This is a genomic window from Nonomuraea sp. 3N208 (genome assembly GCF_052245935.1).
Taxonomy (GTDB): domain Bacteria; phylum Actinomycetota; class Actinomycetes; order Streptosporangiales; family Streptosporangiaceae; genus Nonomuraea.
This window is the reverse complement of the sequence record NZ_JBQQBR010000016.1, coordinates 74,484-95,840: the sequence shown is the minus strand read 5'-3', so window position 1 is coordinate 95,840 and position 21,357 is coordinate 74,484. Positions and strand designations below refer to the sequence as shown.

Here is a 21,357-nt window from a genome sequence, read left to right as displayed (position 1 = left end):
CGAAGACCCGCCCGGCGGCGGCGCGGGCGGGCCGGCGATGCCCGGGTGCTCAGCTCGCGGCGAGCCGGTCGAAAAGCTCCAGCGCGGCCTTGCGCACGTCCTCGGGAGACAGCCCGTCAAGCGTCTTCCTGGCGTGCGGGATGTCGCGCGTGGTGGCCAGCGTGATCGCCACGGACGAGGCGGCAGCGCGGTCGATCGATCCCGTCGGGGCGGCGTCGGCCAACTGCTGGGCGCTCGCGGCGAGGTCGAGATTGTCTCTCAACGGTTCTCCTCGGGTGAAGACGGTTCGGCCCATTGCATCATCTGGCGTCGTGTCTCATCCACCATTCGGTGAATTCCCGGCATCGCCCATCTGGCACGAACCTGATCACCCAAAGATTGCTATAGGTTTTATCGGGATACGTGGTGACTCCTTGAATGACGCCCACGTCCTCCGCGACGCTCACCGGATGCCACTCGAACGTGGCCTCGCCTGGTTTGTCCTTCCGGTCCAGCCACTTCACGACGATCTCGTCACGCCCGCGCCAGGGCTCGCTGTACGGCTCGGTGTAGTAGACGGCGTCCTCCGTGAACAGGGCGGAGATCTCGTCGGGGTCGTTGGAGTTCCACGCCCGCACGTACCCGTCGATCCACGGGCGCAGCTCGACCATGGCTCATCCTCTCAGCGGATCGTGGCCAACGGTCATCAGCTCGCGCCGCGAATCGTCGTCCGTCTTGTCGCCCATGGTCTCGACGAGCTCCACGACCCGTCGCATCACCTCCAGGTCATCCTTGGTCAGGTCGCCCTTGCGCTTTCTCAGGACATGCAGCACGCCCCGCCCGAGCTCGTCGATGCCCAGGTCGGGGTCGGGCGGGAAGCCGTCCTCGTCCGAGGCGTCGGCCAGCAGGTGCGCGCGTAGCTCCTCGGAGTTCATGTTGACCACGCGGTGGAACTCGTCCCAAAGCATGTCGTTGTCGAAGCCCTCTGTCATAGGGCCTCGCCTACCCGTTGCGTATCGCGTTACGCACCCGGCACGGCCAGCCCCGACTCGTACGCGGCGATCACGCCCTGCACCCGATCCCGCAGCCCCAGCTTGCTCAGCACGTTGCTGACGTGCGTCTTGACCGTGTGCTCGCTGACCACCATCGCCTCGGCGATCTCCGCGTTGGACAGCCCACGCGCGATCAGCAGCAGCGTCTCGCGTTCCCGGGCTGTCAACACCTCCAGTGTCGCCACAGGGCGCCGGGGCGCCGGACGCTTGGTGAACTCGGCGATCAGCTTGCCGGTGACGGCCGGGGCGAGCAGCGACTCGCCGGCCGCCACCACGCGGACCGCGTTCACGAGGTCGTCGCGCCGCACGTCCTTGAGCAGGAATCCGCTCGCCCCGGCCCGCAGCGCGTCGAACACGTAGTCGTCCAGGTCGAACGTGGTCAGCATCAACACCCGGCACGCGCTCTCCGCGCACACGATCCTGGCCGCCTCGATGCCGTCCATCCTGGGCATGCGGATGTCGAGCAGCAGCACGTCGGGAGCGTGCTCGCGGACTGCGGCCACCGCCTCGGCCCCGTCGCCCGCCTCGGCCACCACGTCGATGTCCGGCTGGGCGTCCAGGATCATCGCGAACCCGCCCCTGACCAGCTCCTGGTCGTCGGCCACGACGACGCGCACGCTCATGACGTCGCCAGCGGCAGCCGTACCGACACCGCGAAGCCCGGACCGTCCTGGCGTGGCCCGGCCGTGGCCGCGCCGCCGCAGGCGGCGGCCCGCTCGCGGATGCCGATCAGCCCGTTCCCGCCGGAGGGCAGGGCCCGTCCCGCGCCGGTCCCGTTGTCGGTGATGTCGATCATCAGGGTGTCGTCCTCCCAGGTGAGCCGGATGCCGGCGCGGTCCGCGCCGGAGTGCTTGACGATGTTGGTGAGCGCCTCCTGGGTGATCCGGTACGCGGCCACCGCGCAGTCGGGCGCGAGCGGGCGCGGCTCGCCGGACTCGGTGAAGGCCACGTCCAGGCCCGTGCCGCCGACCTGCCCGGCCAGCGCCGGCAGGTCGCCGATCGTGGGCTGTGGCGCACGCGGGGACACCTCGTCCTCTTTCAGCACGCCGAGCATGCGCCGCAACTGCATCATCGCGTCGCGCCCCGTCGAGGCGATCGTGTCGAACGTGGCCTCCGCCTTGTCCGGGTTGCTCCGCACTACCACGGGCCCGGCCTCGGCCTGCACCACCATGAGGCTGACCGCGTGGGACAGGATGTCGTGCATGTCGCGGGCGATTCTGGCCCGCTCGCGCTCGGCGGCGCGCTCGGCTTCCATCTGACGTTCCCTTTCCAGCCTGGCGGCACGTTCCTCGAGTGCGGCCGCGTGGGCGCGGGAGGTCGCGGCGGCCCGGCCGATGGCGTACGCGGCAACGACCTGCACCGTTCCGCGCAACATGGTCTCCCACGAGCCGGCGGTCAGCAGGGTGCCGACGAAGGCCAGCATGAGCACGGTGACCCTCGGCGCCCGGGGGCTGTAGGCGGCGACCGTGTAGAAACCGACGAGGACGCCGTACCAGATGGGCTGTCGCGCAACGTCGTCGGCGAGATCGTAGAGCTCGCTCGTGCACAGGCTGACCACCAGGACGATCACCGGCGCCCGCCGCCGCCACACCAGGGGGACCGAGGCGCCTACCGCGACCACATATCCCCACCAGTGCCACGGCTCGCCGGTGGAGCTGTGCGCCGAGAGCAGAGGCCACAACTGGATCACCGTGATCAGCCCGGCGAGCGCCCCGTCCACCCACAGATGCGGCAGCGCCTGGAGCCTCCGGCGAGCGACGTCGACGAACGTCAAATCAGACACGATGTGCCATTGTCCCTCACGCATGGACGAGCGCGTGCCGGGCGGCCGGCGCCTCACGCCGGGCCAGCGGCCAGAACGACACCAGCAGGAAGATGGCGCCCACCGGGATCAGATCCTTGTCGATCATCGGGAGCATGAGGTCGACCAGCACCAGGACGGGCGTCCAGGCCTTGACCTCCTTGCGGAGAGCGCAGTGGACGATCAGCGCGAGCTGCGCCACGTAGAACAGGTACGGGCCGGCGTCGTAGACGGCGAGCTGCACCCCGGGTACGGCCTGCACCTGGTCGAAGAGCGGCCCCATCGCGTCGTGGTCGGCCGCCATGAAGCCGATCACGATGTCGATCGCGAACTGCGTGACCAGCGCCGCGATGCCGACCGTGCCGGCCGCTGCACTCACGGTGGCCGGCGGGGTGCGACCGGCCATATGCCGCAACCGCCAGAAGATAGGGACGAAGAGGACAAGGGCCGCGATGAACGCGAGATGGCCGGTGGTCCAGGCGATGCCCGGGCCCCGGCTGCCGTCGAGGCCGTCGAGGATACGGATCACGCCATAGGCGAGCACGAGCAACGGCGCGGCGATGAAGGGAAAGCGAAGATTCATGGGGAGAATCCTGGGCTCGCCGGGGGGCGGCGGGCATCGCCGGTACAGGCGATCCTGGAACTCCCTCGTAGGAGGGAGGACAAACCGGTCGCGTCGGCGATCCGCGCCGGCAGCGGTGATCGACAGGATGGGCGCATCGCACGTCGCCCGCCGCCCTGCCAGTCTCGGCGCTGAGCGGCAGCATGCACCGGCCGCTCATCCAGAAATTTTGTGATTTCGATTAGGTAGAGAGGTACTCAGGCGGCCGTCCGCGCACTCCGTAAGGATTGGAGCCGTGTGGGGGCCGGCTCCCAGGCGTTTGCCGCGAAGGAGGGGACGGCACGTGCCGCGGCTCGGAACGAGCGGTCTGCCAGCCGCTGGGCCGATCCGCGGCACGTGCCGGATTTCGCCGTACAGAGGTTCAGTGCGCGGCGAAGACCTGGGTCCAATACGAACCGGAGGAGACATAGCCGACGCCGATGTGGGTGTAGGAGCAGGCGAGGATGTTGCGTTTGTGGCCTGGGCTGCTCATCCAGTCCTCCATGACGGCCGCCGCCGTACGCTGACCGTACGCGATGTTCTCGCCCCACGAGCTGACGGGTGAGAAGCCTGCGACCTTCATGCGGTCACCGGTGTCCTTCCCGCTGGGTGAGGTGTGGTCGAAATAGTTCTTGGCGACCATGTCCTTGGAGTGGCCGTAGGCGGCCACTCGAAGCTTGACGTCGTGCTTGAGCGGCTTGCATCCGGCCTTGGCCCGCTGCGCGTTCGTCAGTTTCACGACCTGGTTCTCGAGTGTCGTGCCGACGGTCGTGGCAGACGGCTTCGGGGTCGAGCGGGCAGACGGGGACAGGGTGGTCTTCGAGGGCCTTGGGACGGCTGTCGGCTTCTTGGGGGCTACGGGCTTCCGGGTAGCGCTGGGCCGGGGGGTGGCCGTCCTGGTCAGGGTCCCGGTGGTGGTGGGTTCAGGAGTGATCTCGACGTCGTCGCGGTGGTCGAGAGCCCCTGCGGCCGATGTGGACTCGGGCGTTGCGGTGTAGGCCATGTCGTTGGCGGAGCTCTGCTCGGTAATGACCGCGAGCAGCCCTCCCGCGGCCGTTGACACGGCCGCCAAACAGGCGCCGAGGCCGATCCTGGTGACAAGCTTTCTGCTGAGCGGCACGACGAAGCTCCTCGTTGCCAATCGCGGTGTTTCTGAGGTCCTGGAAGAGGGGGGCGATTGAGCGCAGCCAGGTCTTTCTGGGCATTCCATGCTGGGCCGGCGCGTCGCCACTGTAGCACCAGAGGGCCGATTTATGGCTGAATGCGCGATTTGTCGTATTAACGGCTTATAGCGGGATTTGCGCCTTCGCCGTGGCGGGCGCGGGTCCCGTGCTGCCGCGCGGGCTCAGCACCGCCGCCTGGTCCTCGTACGGCGGCACGCTCTCGCCCGCGATCAACGCCAGCAGCCGCTGGGCCGCGTGCGCCCCGTAGGCCGGGATGTCGCGGCTGAGCGCCGTCAGCGGCGGCCGTACGACCTGGGCCAGCGGCGAGTCGTCCCAGGCCACGATCGAGAGCTCGCCCGGCACCTGCACCCGCATCTCCTGAGCGACGGACAGGCCCGCCACGGCCATGATGTCGTTGTCGTAGATGATCGCCGTGGGCCGGTCCGGCGAGCTGAGCAGCCGCCGGGTGGCCCGGGCGCCTTCCTCGCCGGTGTAGTCGGTGTGCACGATGACGTGCTCCGCCGCGCCCTGGCAGGCGTCGGCGAACGCCTGGTCGCGTACGGCGGTGTGGACCAGATCCGGCAACCCCGCCACGCGCGCGATGCGGCGGTGGCCGAGCGCCACGAGATAGCCGACGGTCTCGCGGATGGCCTGGCCGTCGTCGGACCAGATGGCCGACAACGAGCCGGACTGGGAAGGATGGCCGATGACGACGACCGGCATGCCGAGCCGCTCCAGCTCCGTCACGCGGGCGTCCGAATAGTGCAGGTCGACGAGGAAGACGCCGTCGATGCGGCTCTCGCCCCACCAACGCCGGTAGACCTCGCTCTCCTGCTGGTGGGTGGTCACGACCTGGAGCAGCAGCGCGTACGACCGGTCGGCGAGCACGCCCTCGATGCCGCTGATCAGCTCCATGAAGAACGGCTCAACGCCCAGGATCCTGGCAGGACGGCACAGTGCGAGGCCGACGCAGTGGGCCCGGGCCCCGTTGAGCGCCCGGGCGGCGCTGTTGGGCAACCAGCCGATCTCGTCGGCGATGGCGATGATCCTGGCCCGCGTCGCCTCCGACACCCCCGGTTGGCCGTTGAGCGCGTAGGACACCGCCACCTTGGAGACGCCCGCCCGGCTGGCGATGTCGGCGATCGTCGGTCGCTTCACGGACTTCCTCTCTGAACCGGGTAACCACTCATACTGTAGGCTAATCCGGATCGGAGGCATTAACCGATTAAGCCACGTGCCAGGGTCTTGTGTCCTCGGTCTCCTGGGCGACCCCTGCCACGCGCAACGCGTACGTGGGCCGCTCGGCGGCCTCCACCGGCCCGAGATACGTGTGCCCGGTCAGGTGGCACCAGGCCGGCAGGTCCACGGGCGCGGCCGGGTCGGTGGCGATCAGGTGGACCACGGCGCCGGGACCGGCCCGGCGTACGTGGCCGCGCAGCTCGATGAGCAGCTGAACGCACAGCTTGTCGCCGCCGTCCACAACGAGATCAGGCATACGCCTAGGAAACCACCTCAGGCCGGCCATCCCGCACGTGGGCGCGGGCACCACGGCCACCGCACCCCTCCCGCCGCGCGGCCGGCGCCTGGGGGCCCGCCGGATGTGCGGTCCTGCGTGCGCTCAAGGCGAGGGTCAGGAGACGCCGGGCGGGGACGTGGAGTCGCGGATGACGAGCTGGCAGGGCATCTTGTGCACGCCGGGCGTCGCCTTGCCGTCAATGGCCGCGAACAGGTGTTGCGCCGCTGTCCTGCCGAGCAGCTCCAGGTTCATGTCCACGGTCGTCAGCGCGGGCCGGGTCTCGGTGGACAGGACCTCCCAGTTGTCGTACCCGACCACCGCGATGTCGTCGGGCACCCGCCGCCCCCGCTCCCGCGCCGTCTCCACGAACCCGGCGGCGACCTGGTCGCTGCCGCAGAAGACGGCGTCGATCTCGGGCTCGGCCATGAGCAGCATCTCGGCCGCGTGGCGCCCCCACCGCTGCGACCACGGCCCCGACAACGTCTGGCCGACCTGCTGGAGACCGGCCTCGGCGAGCGCCAGGCGCAGCCCTTCCTCGCGGTCTCGCGCGGCCTTGTAGTGGGTTGGCCCGGTGATGTGGGCGATCTTGCGACGTCCCATGGCCAGCAGGTGTTTGACGGCCATGGCCGCGGCCCCCACGTCGTCCGGCACGAACGACACGTCGCCGGGGTCCTCGGAGGGCCCGTACGCGTACACGACGGGCACCGGCAGGTCCTTGCTCACCGACGGTCGCGGGTTGGTGCTCTCGCCCACCACGATCAGCCCGTCCACCCGGCGCGACAGCAGTGCCCGCAGATGGTGCTGCTCCCTGATCGCGTCGCCCCGCGCGTCACACAGCAGCACGGCCATCTCGCCGGCCCCGAACGCGTTCTCCGCGCCGAGCAGCACCGGGATGCCGAACCGGCCGACGCTGTCGGAGGTCAGCAGCCCCACCGTGCGGGTCTGGCCCGACAGCAGTCCCCTGGCCAGAGCGTTCGGCTGGAAGGAGAGCTCCGCCGCGGCGGCCAGCACACGCTCGCGCGTGGCCGCCCGCACATCCTGGCGCCCGTTGAGCGCCTTGGACGCTGTGGCGATCGACACCCCCGCCAGCGAGGCCACATCACTGATGGTCGCCCGCCTAGTCGCCATTCTTCGAAACCCTTTTCGGTCGCCTGTGAACTGCATAGAACCCTAACACCCATTGACAGTGAGACAGGTTTCTTCTACGTTTCCGAAAACCTTTAAGTCCAGGAGCACATCATGAGACGAAGGCTGGCCGGGATCTCCCTCCTCGGTGTGTTAGCGCTCACAGCAGCGGCCTGCGGCAGCGGCGGCGGCGGTGGTGGGGGCAGCACGCAAGCAGCGGACAGTCCCGTGACGATCACGATGTGGACCCGCGCCGCCACGCAGGCGCAGAGCGAGCGGCTGGTCCAGGAGTACAACAAGACCCACAAGAACCAGGTGAAGCTCACCGTCATCCCCACGGACAACTACCAGCCGCGCATCGCCGCCGCGGCCGGCGCCAAGCAGCTGCCCGACGTGTTCGCGGCCGACGTCATCTTCGTCCCGAACTACACCTCCCAGGGCCTGTTCATGGATGTCACGGACAGGGTAAACGCCCTGCCGTACAAAGCGGGGCTCGCGCCCTCGCACATGAAGCTGGGCACGCTCGACGGCAAGATGTACACCCTGCCGCACACCCTCGACCTGTCGGTCTGGTTCTGGAACAAGGACCTGTACCAGAAGGCCGGGCTCGACCCCGAGCAGGGCCCGAAGACGCTGAAGGAGTTCGCTCAGCACGCCACCACCATCCAGGAGAAGCTGGGCAAGGACGGCAAGGTCCACGGCACGTTCTTCGGCGGCAACTGCGGCGGCTGCTACGTCTTCACGTTCTGGCCGTCCGTCTGGGCGGCCGGCGGCCAGGTCATGAACCCCGAGGGCACGCAGTCGCTCAACGACCAGCCCGCGATGACCGATGTCTTCAAGATCTACCGCGAGCTGTACGAGAAGAAGGTCTCCGGCCCGACGACCAAGGAGGAGCAGGGCCCGACCTGGACCGGCTTCTTCCCCAAGGGCGAGATCGGCGTCATGCCGATGCCTTCGACCACGCTCGGCCAGATGCCGAAGGACATGAAGATCGGCGTGACCCCGATCGCCGGCCCCGACGGCGGCGAGTCGACATTCGTCGGCGGCGACTCCATCGGCATCTCCTCCACCAGCAAGAACGCCGACGCCGCCTGGGAGTTCCTGTCCTGGACGGTCTCCGACCAGGCCCAGGTCGAGGTCATGGCGAAGAACAAGGACGTGCTCGCCCGCACTGACCTGGCCAGCAACAAGTACTCCGCCGAGGACCCGCGCGTGGTACTGATCAACTCGCTGGTGGGCAAGGGCGAGACCCCGTTCGCGCTGCGGTTCGGCCAGACGTTCAACGACCCGCAGGGCCCGTGGCTGCGCTACGCCCGCGAGGCCGTGTTCGGTGACACGTCGAAACTCCCGCAGCTCAACACCGAGATCACGAAGTCGCTGCAACAATGACCTTGACGATCACGCGATCCGGGCGGCGGCCGGCACACTCCGCGCCGTCCGCCCGGTGGCGGAGCAGGAAGGTCCAGGGCTGGCTGTACGCGGCGCCGACGGCCGTCATCGTGGGCGTGCTCTTCATCGCGCCCCTCGTGCTGGTCGTCTGGATGTCGCTCAACCGCTGGCCCCTGCTCGGCCAGGCCACGTTCAACGCCCCGGCCAACTACCTCAAGATCGCTGACAACCCGCTCTTCATCGACGCCGTCCTGTTCACCCTCAAGTACACCGCCATCACCACAGTCCTGCTGTCCGCGGTGGCGCTGGGCCTGGCCCTGCTGGTGCAGGACCGCAAGCCGGGCATCGGGTTCTTCAGGACGGCGTTCTTCCTGCCCGGCGCGGTCGGCTTCGCCGCGGCCGGGCTGCTGTTCTACGGCATGCTGAACAACGACTTCGGCCCCATCGACCCCATGCTCCAGTCGCTGGGCATCACCGACGAGCCCGTGAAGTGGATCGGCACGCCCAACATGGCGCTGTTCTCCACGATCACGCTGGTGATCTGGCGCTTCGCCGGGTTCAACATGCTCATCCTGCTCACCGGCCTGCAGGCCATCCCGACCGAGGTGTACGAGGCCGCACGGAGCGACGGCGCCAACCGCTGGCAGGTCTTCACCAAGATCACCCTGCCGCTGCTGCGCCCGACGCTGGCGCTGATGCTCATCCTCAGCGTCACGGGCTCGCTGCTGGCCTTCGACCAGTTCTTCGTCTTCACCAACGGCGGCCCGGACAACAGCACGGTGTCCATGGTCATGGTCGTCTACCGAGACGCGTTCTTCCGTTTCGACCTCGGCGGCGCCGCGGCGCTGTCGGTCGTGCTGCTCGTGGCCCTCGTCGGGCTCAACACGGTGATGATGCGGAGGCTGCGATGAGCCGTTACCTCACGCTGTCCGCCCTGGCGGTGCTGTTCCTGTTCCCGCTGGTGTGGAGCGGCTACGCCTCGCTGGAGGAGCCGTCCAACTATCTGGAGATGGCCGGCTTCGGCGAGGGGCTGGGCACGTACTCGACCAACAGCGTGCTGGTCTCCGGCATGACGGTGGCGGGCACGCTGGTCGTCTCCGCGCTCGGCGGCTACGGCTTCGCCCGCTTCGACTTCCCTGGCAAGAACCTGCTGTTCCTCGCCACGCTGGCGATCCTCATGGTGCCGTACGCGACGATCCTCATCCCGCTCTACGTGCTGCTCGGCTACATCGGGCTGCAGAACTCGCTGGTGGGGTTGTCGCTGGTGTTCGTGATGTTCCAGCTGCCGTTCGCGCTGTTCATGATGCGCAACGCGTTCGAGGCGCTGCCGCGCGAGCTGGAGGAGGCGGCGCTGGTGGACGGGTGCGGCACCTTCCGCGCCTTCACCAGGATCCTGCTGCACGCCGTGCGGCCGGCGCTGATCACGGTGGGCCTGTTCGCGTTCCTCGCCTCGTGGAACGACTTCTTCGCCCCGCTCATCCTGCTCAACGACGGCGCCTCGTTCACCCTGCCGGTGGCCGTGGTCAGCATGACACAGCAGTCGTTCGGCGCGGTCGACTACGGCATGCTCCAGGCCGGCGTCATGGTCATGGCCTTCCCCTGTCTCATCCTCTTCATCGTGTTGCAGCGCCATTACGTGCGCGGATTCATGTCAGGAGCTCTGCGTGGCTAACCCCGTCCTGCCCTCATCGGGCGTCCTGTCCCCTCTCGGCCTTGACGCGGTACGCCTCTCGCCCGGTTTCTGGGGCGACCGGGTGGCGCTCAACCGCGAGGTCACCATCGCCCACTGCCAGGATTGGGAAGAACGCGAAGGCTGGATCGGCAACTTCCGGGGCGAGCGCCCCCGCAGGGGCCGGGAGTTCAGCGACTCCGAGATCTACAAGCTGCTGGAGGCCATGTCCTGGGCCGACCATCCCGCGCTGCCCGCGCTGGCCGAGACCGTGGCCCAGGCCCAGGAGGGCGACGGCTACATCAACACCCGCTGGTCCGGCAGCCGCTACACCGACTTCGAGTGGGGTCACGAGCTCTACTGCTACGGCCACCTCATCCAGGCGGGCGTCGCCAGGCTGCGCATGCACGGTGAGGACCGGCTGACCCAGGTGGCGGTGTGGGCCGCCGACCACGTCTGCCGTCGCTTCATGGAGGGCACCGAGACGTGCGGGCACCCCGTGATCGAGATGGCCCTCGTCGAGCTCTACCGCGTGACCGGGACCGAGCGTTACCTGGAGATGGCCCGCCGCTTCGTCGAGCGGCGCGGCCTGCCGGCGCTCGCTGACATCCCGTTCGGCCGCGCCTACTACCAGGACGACATTCCGGTCCGCCAGGCGCAGGTGTTCCGCGGGCACGCCGTGCGGGCGCTCTACCTGGCCTCCGGCGTGGTGGACGTGGCCGTCGAGACCGGTGACCAGGAGCTGCTGAAGGCGGTCGAGGCGCAGTGGGAGCGCACGATCGCCCGGCGTACGCACCTGACCGGCGGCATGGGGTCGCGGCACATCGATGAGTCGTTCGGCGACGACTACGAGCTGCCCCCGGACCGCGCCTACAACGAGACCTGCGCGAGCATCGCCTCGATCATGCTGGCGCACCGGCTGCTGCTGGCCACCGGCGACGCCCGCTACGCCGACCTGGCCGAGCGGACCCTGTACAACATGCTCGCCACTGGGGTCGCGCTGGACGGCCGGTCGTTCTTCTACGCCAACCCGCTGCAGGTGCGGGTGCCCGCGGTGCCGCTCGAAGGCGTGAACCACGCTGCCGAAGGCGGGTTGCGCTCGCCCTGGTTCGACGTGTCCTGCTGCCCGAACAACATCGCCCGCACCCTGGCCTCCCTGCCCGCCTACCTCGCGACGTCCACGGACGACGGCATCCAGATCCACCACCACTCGCCGTCGGAGATCCGGCACGGCGACCTGGCGGTACGGGTGGAGACCGGCTATCCGTGGGACGGGTCAGTGACGGTCCGGGTGCTGGAAGACGGTGACGGGCGGATCAAGCTCCGCGTCCCGGCCTGGGCCTCGGACGCGACGCTCGCGCACAGAGGGACGGTCCGCGAGGTGACCCCGGGCTACGCGGTCGCCGACGGGCCGTGGCGCGCGGGTGACGAGCTCCGGCTTGAGCTGCCGATATCGCCGCGGTGGACGTTCCCCAACACGAAGATCGACGCGCTTCGGGGGTGCGCGGCGGTCGAGCGGGGCCCACTCGTTTACTGCGCGGAGTCGGTGGGCGACGAGCCGCCGCTCGCCGACCTGGCGGTGCGGGTCCAGCCGCCCGTGGAGAACGCGGCGAACGGTGTGGTCGAGCTCGAAGTCGAGGCCTCGCTCGGCGCGGCGGAGCTCGGCGACAGCGACGGCTGGCCGTATGCGCCCGCGCAGAACGGCCACGTGGACTCCTCGGATGCGCGGCTGCGGCTCATCCCTTACCACCGGTGGGGCAACCGGGGTCCCGCGACCATGCGTGTCTGGCTGCCGATCTGAACTCTCTGGAGGATGCATGCGTTTCTTAGCCGTGTTAGCGCTCACAGCCTCTCTTGTCGCGTTACCTATCTCGGCGGGCGCCGTGGATGATCTCGGGATGCCGGTGTTCACGGGTGCCGACCCCGTGCCTGACGAGCCGGTCGGGTACCACCCGCGCAAGATGATGGAGGAGATCTACAAGAAGGAGAAGGGCGGCGACTCGTACTGGATCGACCGCATGCTGGCCCGGCCGGGCGACGACCCGGCGGGCACGTGGTTGATGTCGCGCGGGCGGGCGCTGTTCATGAAGGAGCACGACCCCAGGAAGATCGGGTTCGGCGGGTACGTCGCGTACTGGGAGAGCATCGACAACCGGGACGCGTACACGATCTCGTTCGGGGCCGATCTGAGCGAGGACGTGCCCAAGCGGCTGCAGATGCCCAGCCACTGGAGCGGGCAGTACGCCGGGGACGGGCTGTCGGTCGGCGTGAAGAAGTTCATCACGCACGAGAACGTGGCCGTGACAACGCTGGAGATCACCAACACCGGGTCGGCGGCCAAGTCGGTCCCGATCACGGTCACCTCGCCGTACACCAAGACGGCCGACGGCGACCGGGAGCTGACCGGCGCGGTGTTCGCGAAGAACAAGCTGACCACGATCTTCCCCAGAATCAGCGGTGATGGGCTGAAGGTCGCGGACGGCACGCTCAAGGGCTCCGTCACGGTCGAGCCGGGCAAGACGGTGCGGACCAAGGTGCAGATGGGCTTCGTCACCGAGGAACTCGCCGGGTCGCGGGCCGCGTACGACGGCTACAAGGGCCGCTCGCCGGAGCAGGCGCTGCGGCGGCAGCTGCAGGACTACAACGCGTGGTGGGCGGACAACGTCCCCTACATCGACGTGCCCGACGAGAACATCAAGAAGTTCGTGTACTACCGCTGGTGGCTCATGCGCTTCAACTTCCTCGACGCCGACATCCCCGGGAACGACTACCAGTTCCCGACGTCGGTGGAGGGCGCGCTGGGCTACAACAACGCGATCGTGCTGACCGTGCCGATGTTCGTGCAGGACCTGAAGTACCTGCGCAACCCGATCTACTCGTACGGGCCGTGGGTGTCGGCGGGCGAGGTGTCGCGTAACTCCAAGTACACCGACAACCCGGGCGACCCCGAGAACTGGTCGAACAGCTACACGCAGTACATCTCGGCGGCGGCGCTGGAGAGCTACCAGATCCACGGCGGGCAGCCGCAGATCCTCCGTAACCTGGCCCGTTATGCCGAGAAGGACGTCTACGGGCAGCTCAACGCCTACGACTCCAACAAGAACGGCGTCATCGAGTACGACTGGGAGGCCATGACCGGCAACGACGCCGACGCGGTGTCGTTCCACTACTACGACCGGGCGAACGAGCGACTCGAAGGAGCCTACGTCTACGCCAACGCGATGGCGGCGGCGCAGGCGTACGAGCTGTCGGGTGACCAGACCAAGGCCGCCGAGATGCGCGGGGTGGCCGACAAGGTGAAGAACGGCATCCTCACCCTGCTCTGGGACGAGCAGAACAAGCTGTTCAAGCACCGCGACCTCCAGACGGGCAACCTGATCCCGTGGAAGGAGTCCAACAACTACATCCCGTACGCGACGGGCCTGGTGCCTACCGACGACCCGAAATATCGGGAGGCGCTGCGGTTGTGGGCCGATCCTGCGGAATATCCGATCTTCCCGGCGTACACCGCCAACCAGAAGGACAAGGCCGAAGCGGCCGCGGCCGGGAACCCGGGCTCGAACAACTTCTCGCAGATCAACTCAACCCGGAACTTCGCGTTCTTCTCCAAGGCGATGCGGCAGTACCAGACGCCATACATCACGGCCGACCAGTACAAGCAGCTGCTCTACTGGAACGCCTGGTCGCAGTACGTCGGCGGGGACACCCGCTACCCCGACGCCAACGAGTTCTGGGCCGACTGGAACAAGACCACCAAGACCATCGGCTACCGCTCCTGGATCCACCACACGATCCTGGGCAGCAGCAACTGGACCGTCATCGAGGATGTCATGGGCCTGCGCCCGCGCTCGGACGGCAAGGTCGAGTTGTGGCCGGTGGACATCGGCTGGGACCACTTCACCGTCAACGGCATCAACTACCGGGGCAACGACCTCACCATCGTGTGGGACAAGCCGGGCGACGGCACCACGCACTACGCCGGCGTGCCCGAGGGCTACTCCATCCTCATCGACGGCAAGCGCAAGGTCACCCTCTCCGGACTCGAGCACGCGGTGTGGGACCCGAAGACCGGCCAGGTCGAGGGGGGCACTGTGGTGCACGCGGAGAAGGCGGCCGCGATGAAGGCACCCGCCCAGGTCGAGCTCGAAGGCGACCGGGTCGAGGACCTGTTCCAGAAGGCCGGCGTGGACCTGCGTTCCACCCGCCCGAACCTGGTCAAGTCCGCCACCGCCTCCCACGGCGACCCGGCCGGTGCGGTGGACGGGTTCACGATCAACGAGCCGTACTGGGGCAGCAAGGGCTCCGGCAAGGCCCAGGACTGGCTGGAGGTCGACCTCGGCTCGGCCCAGAAGGTCGACCAGGTCAAGCTGTACTTCTACAACGACCGCAAGGCGGCCGGGTACAGCGAGCCCGCCTTCTACTCGGTGCAGTACCAGGACGGCGACACCTGGAAGGACGTGCCAGGGCAGGCCAGGAAGCCGGTCTACCCGCGGGCGAACCTCAACGAGGTCCGCTTCCCGGCCGTCATGGCGCAGAAGCTGCGCGTCCTGGTCACCCACCGGCCCGGCTACGCCACAGGACTGAAGGAGATCCAGGCGTACCAGACCGGCGCGGACGCCGGCTCGGTCACCAACCGGGCCCCGTACGTGGCGGCCGTGGTGGATCCCGCCTTCAGCCGCCCCGGCCAGGCCAGGATCGACGCGGTGGCCAAGGACGACGCGCTGCCGAAGGGCACGCTCACCACCCAGTGGGCCAAGGTGGACGGGCCCGGTGAGGCGTTCTTCACCGACCCGACGGGCACGAGCACGGTCGTCTCGTTCTCCGAGCCGGGCACGTACCGGCTGGAGCTCACCGCCACGGACGGCGAGAAGAGCGGCTCCGCGACCGTGACCGTCACCGCCACGGCCCAGGCCGCGCAGGTGAACGTGGCGCCCAAGGCCACGCCCACCGCCTCCTACACCTCGCCATGGGAGCGGGTCACCGCCATCAACGACGGCATAGACCCGCCGCGCTCCAACGACGGCGCCAACCCGCGCTGGGGCACCTGGCCGCAGCAGGGCACCCAGTGGGTGCAGCTCGAGTGGCCGTCGACGGTGCGGGTGAACAAGGCCGACGTGTACTTCTTCGACGACGGCGGCGGCGTGCGCCTGCCCGCCTCGTGGAAGATCCAGCAGTGGGACGGGGACTCCTTCGAGGACGTCACCGGCGTCGCCTCCTACCCGAAGGCGACCGACGCCTACAACACCGTCTCCTTCGACACCGTCACGACCTCGAGGCTGCGCGTCCAGCTCGAGGCCGGCGGGGCGTCGGTCGGGTTGCTTGAGGTCAAGGTGTACGAGGTCCCGCCGGACTCCGTGCGCCCCGTGCACGTCCCCACCCTGGTCGACACGCTGCCCAAGCTGCCGGCCACCGTGGAGACCCTGTACGCGGACGGCGCCCGCAGCACGGCCGCCGTCACCTGGCAGCAGGTGACGCCCGACCAGGTGAAGACGGGTGGGACCAGCTTCACCGTCTCCGGGCTCGCCGAGGGCGTCCGCCAGCCCGTCCAGGCCACGGTGTACGTCCGCACCACCGCGGCCGTGACCATCACGTCGATCGCGGAGGAAGCGGTCACGACGCGGGCCGGGGTGGCGCCGTCGTTGCCGAAGACCGTCGTGGCGACGTACAACGACGGGTCGAAGGACGGCTCCGTCGCCGTCACCTGGGAGGCCATCAGCCCTGACCGGTACGCCCAGCCGGGCACGTTCACCGTGACCGGCCAGGTTCAGGGCACAACCATCACCGCTCAAGCCACCGTCACGGTCCAGTAGCGCCTATTCTGTCCTGGCCCTGCCACATTCGCGGGGCCAGGACAGCGCGCGGGACCGGAGAGGCGGACAAGCATGATGGCCGAACTCGCCGAAGCCCGCGAGCTCCGCGAACTCTCCGCCCGGGCGAAGGCGGCGCGGGTCGTTGCCGTCGTCATGGCGGTGGCGTCTCCCGTCCTCGCCGTCGCCGCGGTGATCATCTGGAGCCGGCTGCCCGCCGCGTGGATCCCGTCCAGGACCGTGTCGCCGCAGACCGCCGCCGCGCTGACGTTCCCCGCGGTCGGCGCCTTCCTGCTCTTCCACCGCCCCCGGTTGAACATGGCGTGGCTGATGTGCGTGGGCGGCTTCGGGGGCGGGCTCAGCGACGTCTCCGCCGCGCTGATGTTCCGCGCCGCCTCCTCCGGCGACCTGCTCACCGCCGGCTACCTGCGCCTTCCCACAAACATCGGCTGGGCGGTGTGCGGCGTGCTGCTCGCGATGGTGCTGCCGCTGTACTCCCCTGACGGCCACCTGCCTTCCAAGCGCTGGCGGGTCGCCCTGGTGCTGGGCTACGCCTCCATCACCGCCAACTTCGCGCGCTCGACGTTCCGGCCGCCCCCGCCACCTGAGGCTTACCCGTACCCGGTGGTCATCCCCAATCCCTTGCAGATCCCGGCGGTCGCCCCGTACGCGGAGACGATCTCGGTGATCGCCTGGACCGGCATCTACATCTCGATGGCGGTGGCCGCGCTGTCGCTGGCGTTGCGGATGCGGCGCGCGGACCCGGTCACCAGGCGGCAGATCGGCTGGCCGCTGCTGGCGTTCTCCGGGTACATCGTGTTCCTGGTCGCCACCGTGTTCGACCAGGACCTGATGTGGCCCGCGGTCGTCTGGGCGGCGCTCATCCCGGTCGCGGTCGCGTTCTCGGTGATGCGTTACCGGCTCTATGGCGTCGACACGGTGATCAGCCGCGCCTTCGTGGCGGCCGGGCTGGTGGCCGTGGTCAGCGCGGTCTACTTCGCCGCCAGCACGCTGTCGAGCGTGCTGGTCTCCGGTTACGGCCAGGTGGCCGGGATCGCCGCCGCGCTGTTCGCGGGGGCGTTCTTCCAGCCGCTGCGGCGGGCGCTGCAGCGGCTCGTGGACCGGCTCCTGTACGGGGCCGTCGGCGACCCCGGCGTGCTCGCCGAGCGCCTCACCCAGGCCGTGCGCCGCGGCGACCCGGCCAAGGCGCTGACCTCGGTGGTGAGCGTGCTGCGTGACGGGCTGGCGGTCGAGGGCGTGGCCGTCGAGGTGGCCGACGGCGAGCCCCGGTACGTGGAGAGCGGCCGGGTGGGCGACAGCCCGCGCGAGGTGCCCCTGGTGTGGCACGGGGAGCGCGTCGGCCGCCTTCTCGTCGGACCGCCTGGGCCGCGCCGCTTCCCTGCCGCGCACAACGAGCGGGTGCTGGCCACGCTCACCCCGTACGCCGCCGACGTCGCCCACGCCGTCCGCATGGCCGCCGACCTGCAACGCTCCCGCGAGCGCATCCTCACCACGAGGGAGGAGGAACGCCGCCGCCTGCGCCGCGACCTGCACGACGGGCTCGGCCAGACCCTCTCCGCCATGGCCATGACCATCAACATGGCCAGGCTCAGCCTGAAGAGATCCCCAGATGCGGCCGACGAGCTGCTCAAGGACCTGCACACCGGGATGAGCGCGGTCACCAGGGACATCCGCGAGCTCGTGTACGGCCTGCGCCCGCCCGCGCTCGACGACCTCGGCCTGGCCAGGGCCGTCCGCGACCTGGCCGGGCAGTCGTCGCCGGACACGGAGGTCGAGGTGGACGTCGAGGGCGACCTGCGGGACCTGCCCGCGGCCGTCGAGGTAGCGGTCTACCGGATCGTCCAGGAGGCCCTGACCAACATCCGCAAGCACGCCGACGCGTCGCTGGCTCGGATAGTGATCCAGCGGGAGCAGGCGGTGCTGCGGGTGCTGATCAGCGACGACGGCAAGGGGCTGCCCGCGTCGTACCGGGCGGGCGTGGGCCTGGGGTCGATGCGCGAGCGGGCGGCCGAGCTGGGCGGCATCTGCGTGGTCGCCGGCGAGCCCGGCGCGGGCACCCGCGTCGAGGTCATGCTCCCCCTCCTGACCGCACCCTCCCAAGCGCTCACCTGACCGGCGCCCCGGTAGCATTAGAGGTAGCATAGAGAGCATGAGCGAGCCTACCGGGAAATATTCGATCACCATGCCCCGTGACGTCGCCGAGGCCGCCCGCGCCCGCAGCGGCCCTTCCGGCCTGTCCGCCTACGTCGCCGCCGCCGTCGCCCGCCAGATCGAACGCGACAACCTTAACGAACTCATCGCTGTCGCGGAGGCCGAACACGGCCCCATCACGGAGGAAGCGATCCAGGCCAGGCGCGATCAGTTGCAGCGTGCCCGTGTGCAGCAGCGGCAGGCCGGCGGGGCGGACGCCGTATGACGCGCCCGACCACCATGCCGGCCGGCACGCTGGTCCTCGACAGCGAAGGGCTGGCCAAGGCCGTGCTCCGCGATCTCGAGGTAACCGAATGGCTCGCCCTGGCCCGAGCCGATGATGTGCGCGTGGTCACCAGCGCGGCCACCCTCGTTGAGGTGGTCCACCCCCGCATCAGCCGCCCGGCCCTGGGATGGACCCTGTCCCGCATTATCGTCGAGCCGGTCACCGAGTTCATCGCCCGTCGCGCTGCAGCCTTGCTCGCCGACGCCGGGCTCCACGGCCCCAAGCACGCCATCGACGCCATGTTGTGCGCCACTGCCCTCGCCGCTCCCGGCCCCGTTACCGCCCTCACGTCCGACCCCGAGGACCTCGCCGCCCTCTGCGGCGACCGCGTCGTCGTCATCAAGATCTGACACCGGCATGTCCTCGCCGGGCCGGCTCGGGCCCGGCGAGGACACGATTGTGGGTCAGGACGGGGTGCAGGTGTAGGGGCCTGGGGTCGCGCTGTCGCCGCTGGGGCGGGTGGCCTGGAAGCCGAAGTTCGCCGAGGCGCCCGGGGCGAGGGGGCCGTTGTAGCTCACGCTGCGGGCCGTGGCGGCCTGCCCGCTGATGCTCATCGTGGTGTTCCAGCCTCCGATGATCGTGTGGCCATTGGGCACCGGGAACGTGACCGTCCAGCCGTTGATGGGCACAGAGCCGGTGTTGGTGACGGTGACCTGAACGACGTAGCCGGTGCTCCACTGGCTCTGCACGGTCCCCGTGGCCGTGCAGCTGCCCGGTCCGCCGCCTCCCGACGTGGTGGTGAAGGTCGTGGTGGGGGAGTTGCCTGACAGGTTGTTGGAGCCGTCTCGAGCCCGCACATACACCTGGTACTGGGTCGAGGCACTCAGCCCGGTCAGCGTGATCGAGTTGGTCGTGCTCTGCCCAAGGAGTGTGTCGGTGGCGCCCTGCTCGCGGTAGACGTTGTAGCCTGCCAGGCCCGAGCCGCCCGAGTCGGTGGAGGCCGCCCAGGTCAGGTTGGCGCCGCTGGAGGTCACGTTCGAGGCCGACGGCGTGCCGGGTGTCGTCGGCGGGGTGGTGTCGGTGCTGCCGCCGCCGAAGTACGTCGCCTCGCGCGAGGTCGCCCCGATGCCGTTGGCGCCGTTGAAGATGCGCTGGCCCCAAGAGGTCAGCTGGGCAGGGTTGAAGTTGGTGACCATGTCGAGGTACTCGACGCCCCCGCTGTTGCCGCTCCACGACCAGCCGATGTAGCCGACGCCCCGCTGCTGGGCCTGGGCCATGATGGTGTCCTCGTCGGGGTTGCCGTCGGAGTGGTTGTGCCCGAACTCCCCGATCACCAGCGGCAGCCCGGCGGTCTGGAACGCGTTGAGGTACGCGGTGATCTCCGCGGCCGTGTCGAAGACTCCGTACATGTGGACCGAGAAGACCGTGTTGCGCTGCGCGTCGGCGTTGAAGACGGCCTGGGCGTTGTCCCGCATCGTGAACTGCCAGTCCTGGCCCCAGTTGGGCGCGTCCACCATCAGCAGGTGCTGGAAGCCCAGGCTGCGCATCCGGCTGATGGCGCTGGTGGTCGCGCTGGTCCAGGCGGAGACGTTGTTGTTGCCGTAGGGCTCGTTGCCGATGTTGATGACGATGAAGTCTTCGGTGCCGGTGAGCGCGCTCCTGACGCTGTTCCAGTAGGTGACCGCCTGGTCGAGCGTGTACGCGCCGCTCTGCTCGCCGTACCCGGTGGTGTCGTGGTTCTCGAGCACGCATATTAACCGGTTCTGCCGACACAGCGAGACGACGTTGGCCACGTCGGCGGTCCCGTTCGCCGGCCATCGGCCGCCGCTCAGCACCACGCGAACCGTGTTGGCGCGCAGCGCCTTGATGTTGGCGAAGGAGCTCGTCTGGCTCGTGTACCAGGTGTGCGCGTGGCTGACGCCGCGCATGATGAACGCGTTCCCGTTGGCCTCCACGATCCTGGCGCCGCTGACCCGGAGCCCGACCGCGGCGTGCGCGGGAGCGGCCGGGACGATCAGCACCGAGACGAGGAGTGCGAGGAACGCCGCGAGTCTGCTCATAGCGGGTGCCCTTCCGTTGGGATTAACCGGTTCGGCACACGCTCTTCCCAATCCGCCGCGATGTACAGGAATCAGCCGGGCGACCGCGAAGAATGCCTGGATTCGGGTGAAACTTTCACCGGAGCGTCGGCAGGCCGGCGGCGAGCGCGCTGAGCATGCGGACGAGCATGGGCACCATCTGGGGGCAGGTGGCGCCGAGCTCGGGGTAACGGGCGTAGACCTCGGCCAGCGTGGGGGAGGGGTTGGCGGCGGGATAGAGCAGGCCGCCCAGGCCGGCGGCGCCCATGACGAGCTCGATCGCCTCGTTGACCGTGAGGTCGGTGATGCCCGCCACCTCTGAGCCCAGCTCGCCGACCACGCCCACCACGGCCCGCTTGAACGTGTACGCCGCCTCGACCGACACGTTGTGCTCCAGGCTGGTGGAGGTGTGGCTGAGCAGGTCGCAGAAGAGCGGCCGCGCGGCCAGCGTCTCCGCCAGCACCGTCACCACCTCGGGTGTGCCGGAGGCGTGCCGCAACCGCTCGCGCACCGCCTCCGCCCACTGCCCCCACTCCTCGGTGGCGAGGTGGAGGTAGATCTCCTCGCGGGTGCCGAAATAGCGCACGATGTTGGACTTCGCCAGGCCGACGGCCTCCGCGACCGCGCCCAGGCTCACGTTCCGCACGCCCGAGGCCATGGCGAGCTCGCGCGCGGCGTCGAGGATCGCCTCGCGCCGCTGCTGCTTGTGCTCCGGCCGTCTGGCCCTGAGGAAAGTCATC

General features: G+C 69.2%; 20 protein-coding genes. 8 read left to right on the top strand and 12 right to left on the bottom strand.

Annotation, left to right across the window (positions count from 1 at the left end):
- Positions 1 to 49: 49 nt before the first annotated feature.
- The 10 genes from ACTWPT_RS24745 to ACTWPT_RS24700 all read right to left on the bottom strand — a co-directional run bounded on the left by ACTWPT_RS24745 (position 50) and on the right by ACTWPT_RS24700 (position 7,240).
- Complete coding sequence (locus ACTWPT_RS24745; RefSeq protein WP_443179818.1) at positions 50 to 262, bottom strand: hypothetical protein; 213 nt, start codon at positions 260 to 262, stop codon at positions 50 to 52.
- Between the two features lie 37 nt (positions 263 to 299).
- Entirely contained in the window at positions 300 to 650 is a 351-nt protein-coding gene (locus ACTWPT_RS24740) for a nuclear transport factor 2 family protein (RefSeq protein WP_443179817.1), read from the bottom strand.
- Between the two features lie 3 nt (positions 651 to 653).
- The gene (locus ACTWPT_RS24735) at positions 654 to 971 is read right to left on the bottom strand and encodes a DUF3140 domain-containing protein (RefSeq protein WP_443179816.1); all 318 of its coding nucleotides are present in this window, start codon (positions 969 to 971) and stop codon (positions 654 to 656) included.
- A gap of 29 nt (positions 972 to 1,000) precedes the next feature.
- Positions 1,001 to 1,654: a response regulator gene (locus ACTWPT_RS24730; protein WP_443179815.1), complete on the bottom strand. Its 654-nt coding sequence runs from the start codon at positions 1,652 to 1,654 to the stop codon at positions 1,001 to 1,003.
- On the bottom strand, positions 1,651 to 2,814 hold the full coding sequence (locus tag ACTWPT_RS24725; RefSeq protein WP_443179814.1) for a sensor histidine kinase: 1,164 nt from the start codon (positions 2,812 to 2,814) through the stop codon (positions 1,651 to 1,653). The genes ACTWPT_RS24730 and ACTWPT_RS24725 overlap by 4 nt, the downstream gene beginning before the upstream one ends.
- 16 nt (positions 2,815 to 2,830) lie before the next feature.
- Positions 2,831 to 3,415, bottom strand: coding sequence for a hypothetical protein (locus tag ACTWPT_RS24720; protein WP_443179813.1), 585 nt, complete (start codon positions 3,413 to 3,415; stop codon positions 2,831 to 2,833).
- Between the two features lie 400 nt (positions 3,416 to 3,815).
- On the bottom strand, positions 3,816 to 4,553 hold the full coding sequence (locus ACTWPT_RS24715; protein WP_443179812.1) for a CAP domain-containing protein: 738 nt from the start codon (positions 4,551 to 4,553) through the stop codon (positions 3,816 to 3,818).
- A gap of 166 nt (positions 4,554 to 4,719) precedes the next feature.
- Positions 4,720 to 5,754, bottom strand: a complete 1,035-nt coding sequence (locus tag ACTWPT_RS24710; RefSeq protein ID WP_443179811.1) for a LacI family DNA-binding transcriptional regulator — start codon at positions 5,752 to 5,754, stop codon at positions 4,720 to 4,722.
- A 67-nt stretch (positions 5,755 to 5,821) separates the two neighbouring features.
- Positions 5,822 to 6,091: a sulfurtransferase TusA family protein gene (locus tag ACTWPT_RS24705; protein ID WP_443179810.1), complete on the bottom strand. Its 270-nt coding sequence runs from the start codon at positions 6,089 to 6,091 to the stop codon at positions 5,822 to 5,824.
- Positions 6,092 to 6,226: 135 nt separating this feature from the next.
- Positions 6,227 to 7,240, bottom strand: a complete 1,014-nt coding sequence (locus ACTWPT_RS24700) for a LacI family DNA-binding transcriptional regulator (protein ID WP_443179809.1) — start codon at positions 7,238 to 7,240, stop codon at positions 6,227 to 6,229.
- A 111-nt stretch (positions 7,241 to 7,351) separates the two neighbouring features.
- Here ACTWPT_RS24700 and ACTWPT_RS24695 point away from each other — a divergent pair, with 111 nt between their 5' ends.
- The 8 genes from ACTWPT_RS24695 (at position 7,352) to ACTWPT_RS24660 (ending at position 18,949) form a co-directional block, all read left to right on the top strand.
- Complete coding sequence (locus ACTWPT_RS24695) at positions 7,352 to 8,626, top strand: ABC transporter substrate-binding protein (protein ID WP_443179808.1); 1,275 nt, start codon at positions 7,352 to 7,354, stop codon at positions 8,624 to 8,626.
- Positions 8,623 to 9,537 carry a carbohydrate ABC transporter permease gene (locus ACTWPT_RS24690; protein WP_443179807.1) on the top strand — a complete coding sequence of 305 codons (915 nt, stop codon included), beginning with the start codon at positions 8,623 to 8,625 and terminating at the stop codon, positions 9,535 to 9,537. Before ACTWPT_RS24695 ends, ACTWPT_RS24690 begins: the two co-directional genes overlap by 4 nt.
- The gene (locus tag ACTWPT_RS24685; protein WP_443179806.1) at positions 9,534 to 10,298 is read left to right on the top strand and encodes a carbohydrate ABC transporter permease; all 765 of its coding nucleotides are present in this window, start codon (positions 9,534 to 9,536) and stop codon (positions 10,296 to 10,298) included. The genes ACTWPT_RS24690 and ACTWPT_RS24685 overlap by 4 nt, the downstream gene beginning before the upstream one ends.
- Positions 10,291 to 12,096 (top strand): glycoside hydrolase family 127 protein, encoded by a 1,806-nt coding sequence (locus tag ACTWPT_RS24680; protein ID WP_443179805.1) that lies wholly within the window; start codon positions 10,291 to 10,293, stop codon positions 12,094 to 12,096. Before ACTWPT_RS24685 ends, ACTWPT_RS24680 begins: the two co-directional genes overlap by 8 nt.
- 97 nt (positions 12,097 to 12,193) lie before the next feature.
- On the top strand, positions 12,194 to 16,105 hold the full coding sequence (locus tag ACTWPT_RS24675; RefSeq protein ID WP_443179804.1) for a galactose-binding domain-containing protein: 3,912 nt from the start codon (positions 12,194 to 12,196) through the stop codon (positions 16,103 to 16,105).
- A gap of 72 nt (positions 16,106 to 16,177) precedes the next feature.
- Positions 16,178 to 18,235, top strand: a complete 2,058-nt coding sequence (locus ACTWPT_RS24670) for a sensor histidine kinase (RefSeq protein WP_443179803.1) — start codon at positions 16,178 to 16,180, stop codon at positions 18,233 to 18,235.
- Between the two features lie 37 nt (positions 18,236 to 18,272).
- Positions 18,273 to 18,539, top strand: a complete 267-nt coding sequence (locus tag ACTWPT_RS24665; protein ID WP_443179802.1) for a CopG family transcriptional regulator — start codon at positions 18,273 to 18,275, stop codon at positions 18,537 to 18,539.
- Positions 18,536 to 18,949, top strand: a complete 414-nt coding sequence (locus ACTWPT_RS24660; RefSeq protein WP_443179801.1) for a DNA-binding protein — start codon at positions 18,536 to 18,538, stop codon at positions 18,947 to 18,949. Before ACTWPT_RS24665 ends, ACTWPT_RS24660 begins: the two co-directional genes overlap by 4 nt.
- A gap of 54 nt (positions 18,950 to 19,003) precedes the next feature.
- Here the strand turns inward: ACTWPT_RS24660 and ACTWPT_RS24655 are convergent, their stop codons facing one another.
- Both ACTWPT_RS24655 and ACTWPT_RS24650 read right to left on the bottom strand, forming a co-directional pair.
- Positions 19,004 to 20,599: a cellulase family glycosylhydrolase gene (locus ACTWPT_RS24655; protein WP_443179800.1), complete on the bottom strand. Its 1,596-nt coding sequence runs from the start codon at positions 20,597 to 20,599 to the stop codon at positions 19,004 to 19,006.
- 115 nt (positions 20,600 to 20,714) lie between these two features.
- Positions 20,715 to 21,356, bottom strand: a complete 642-nt coding sequence (locus ACTWPT_RS24650) for a TetR family transcriptional regulator (protein ID WP_443179799.1) — start codon at positions 21,354 to 21,356, stop codon at positions 20,715 to 20,717.
- Position 21,357: the final 1 nt, after the last annotated feature.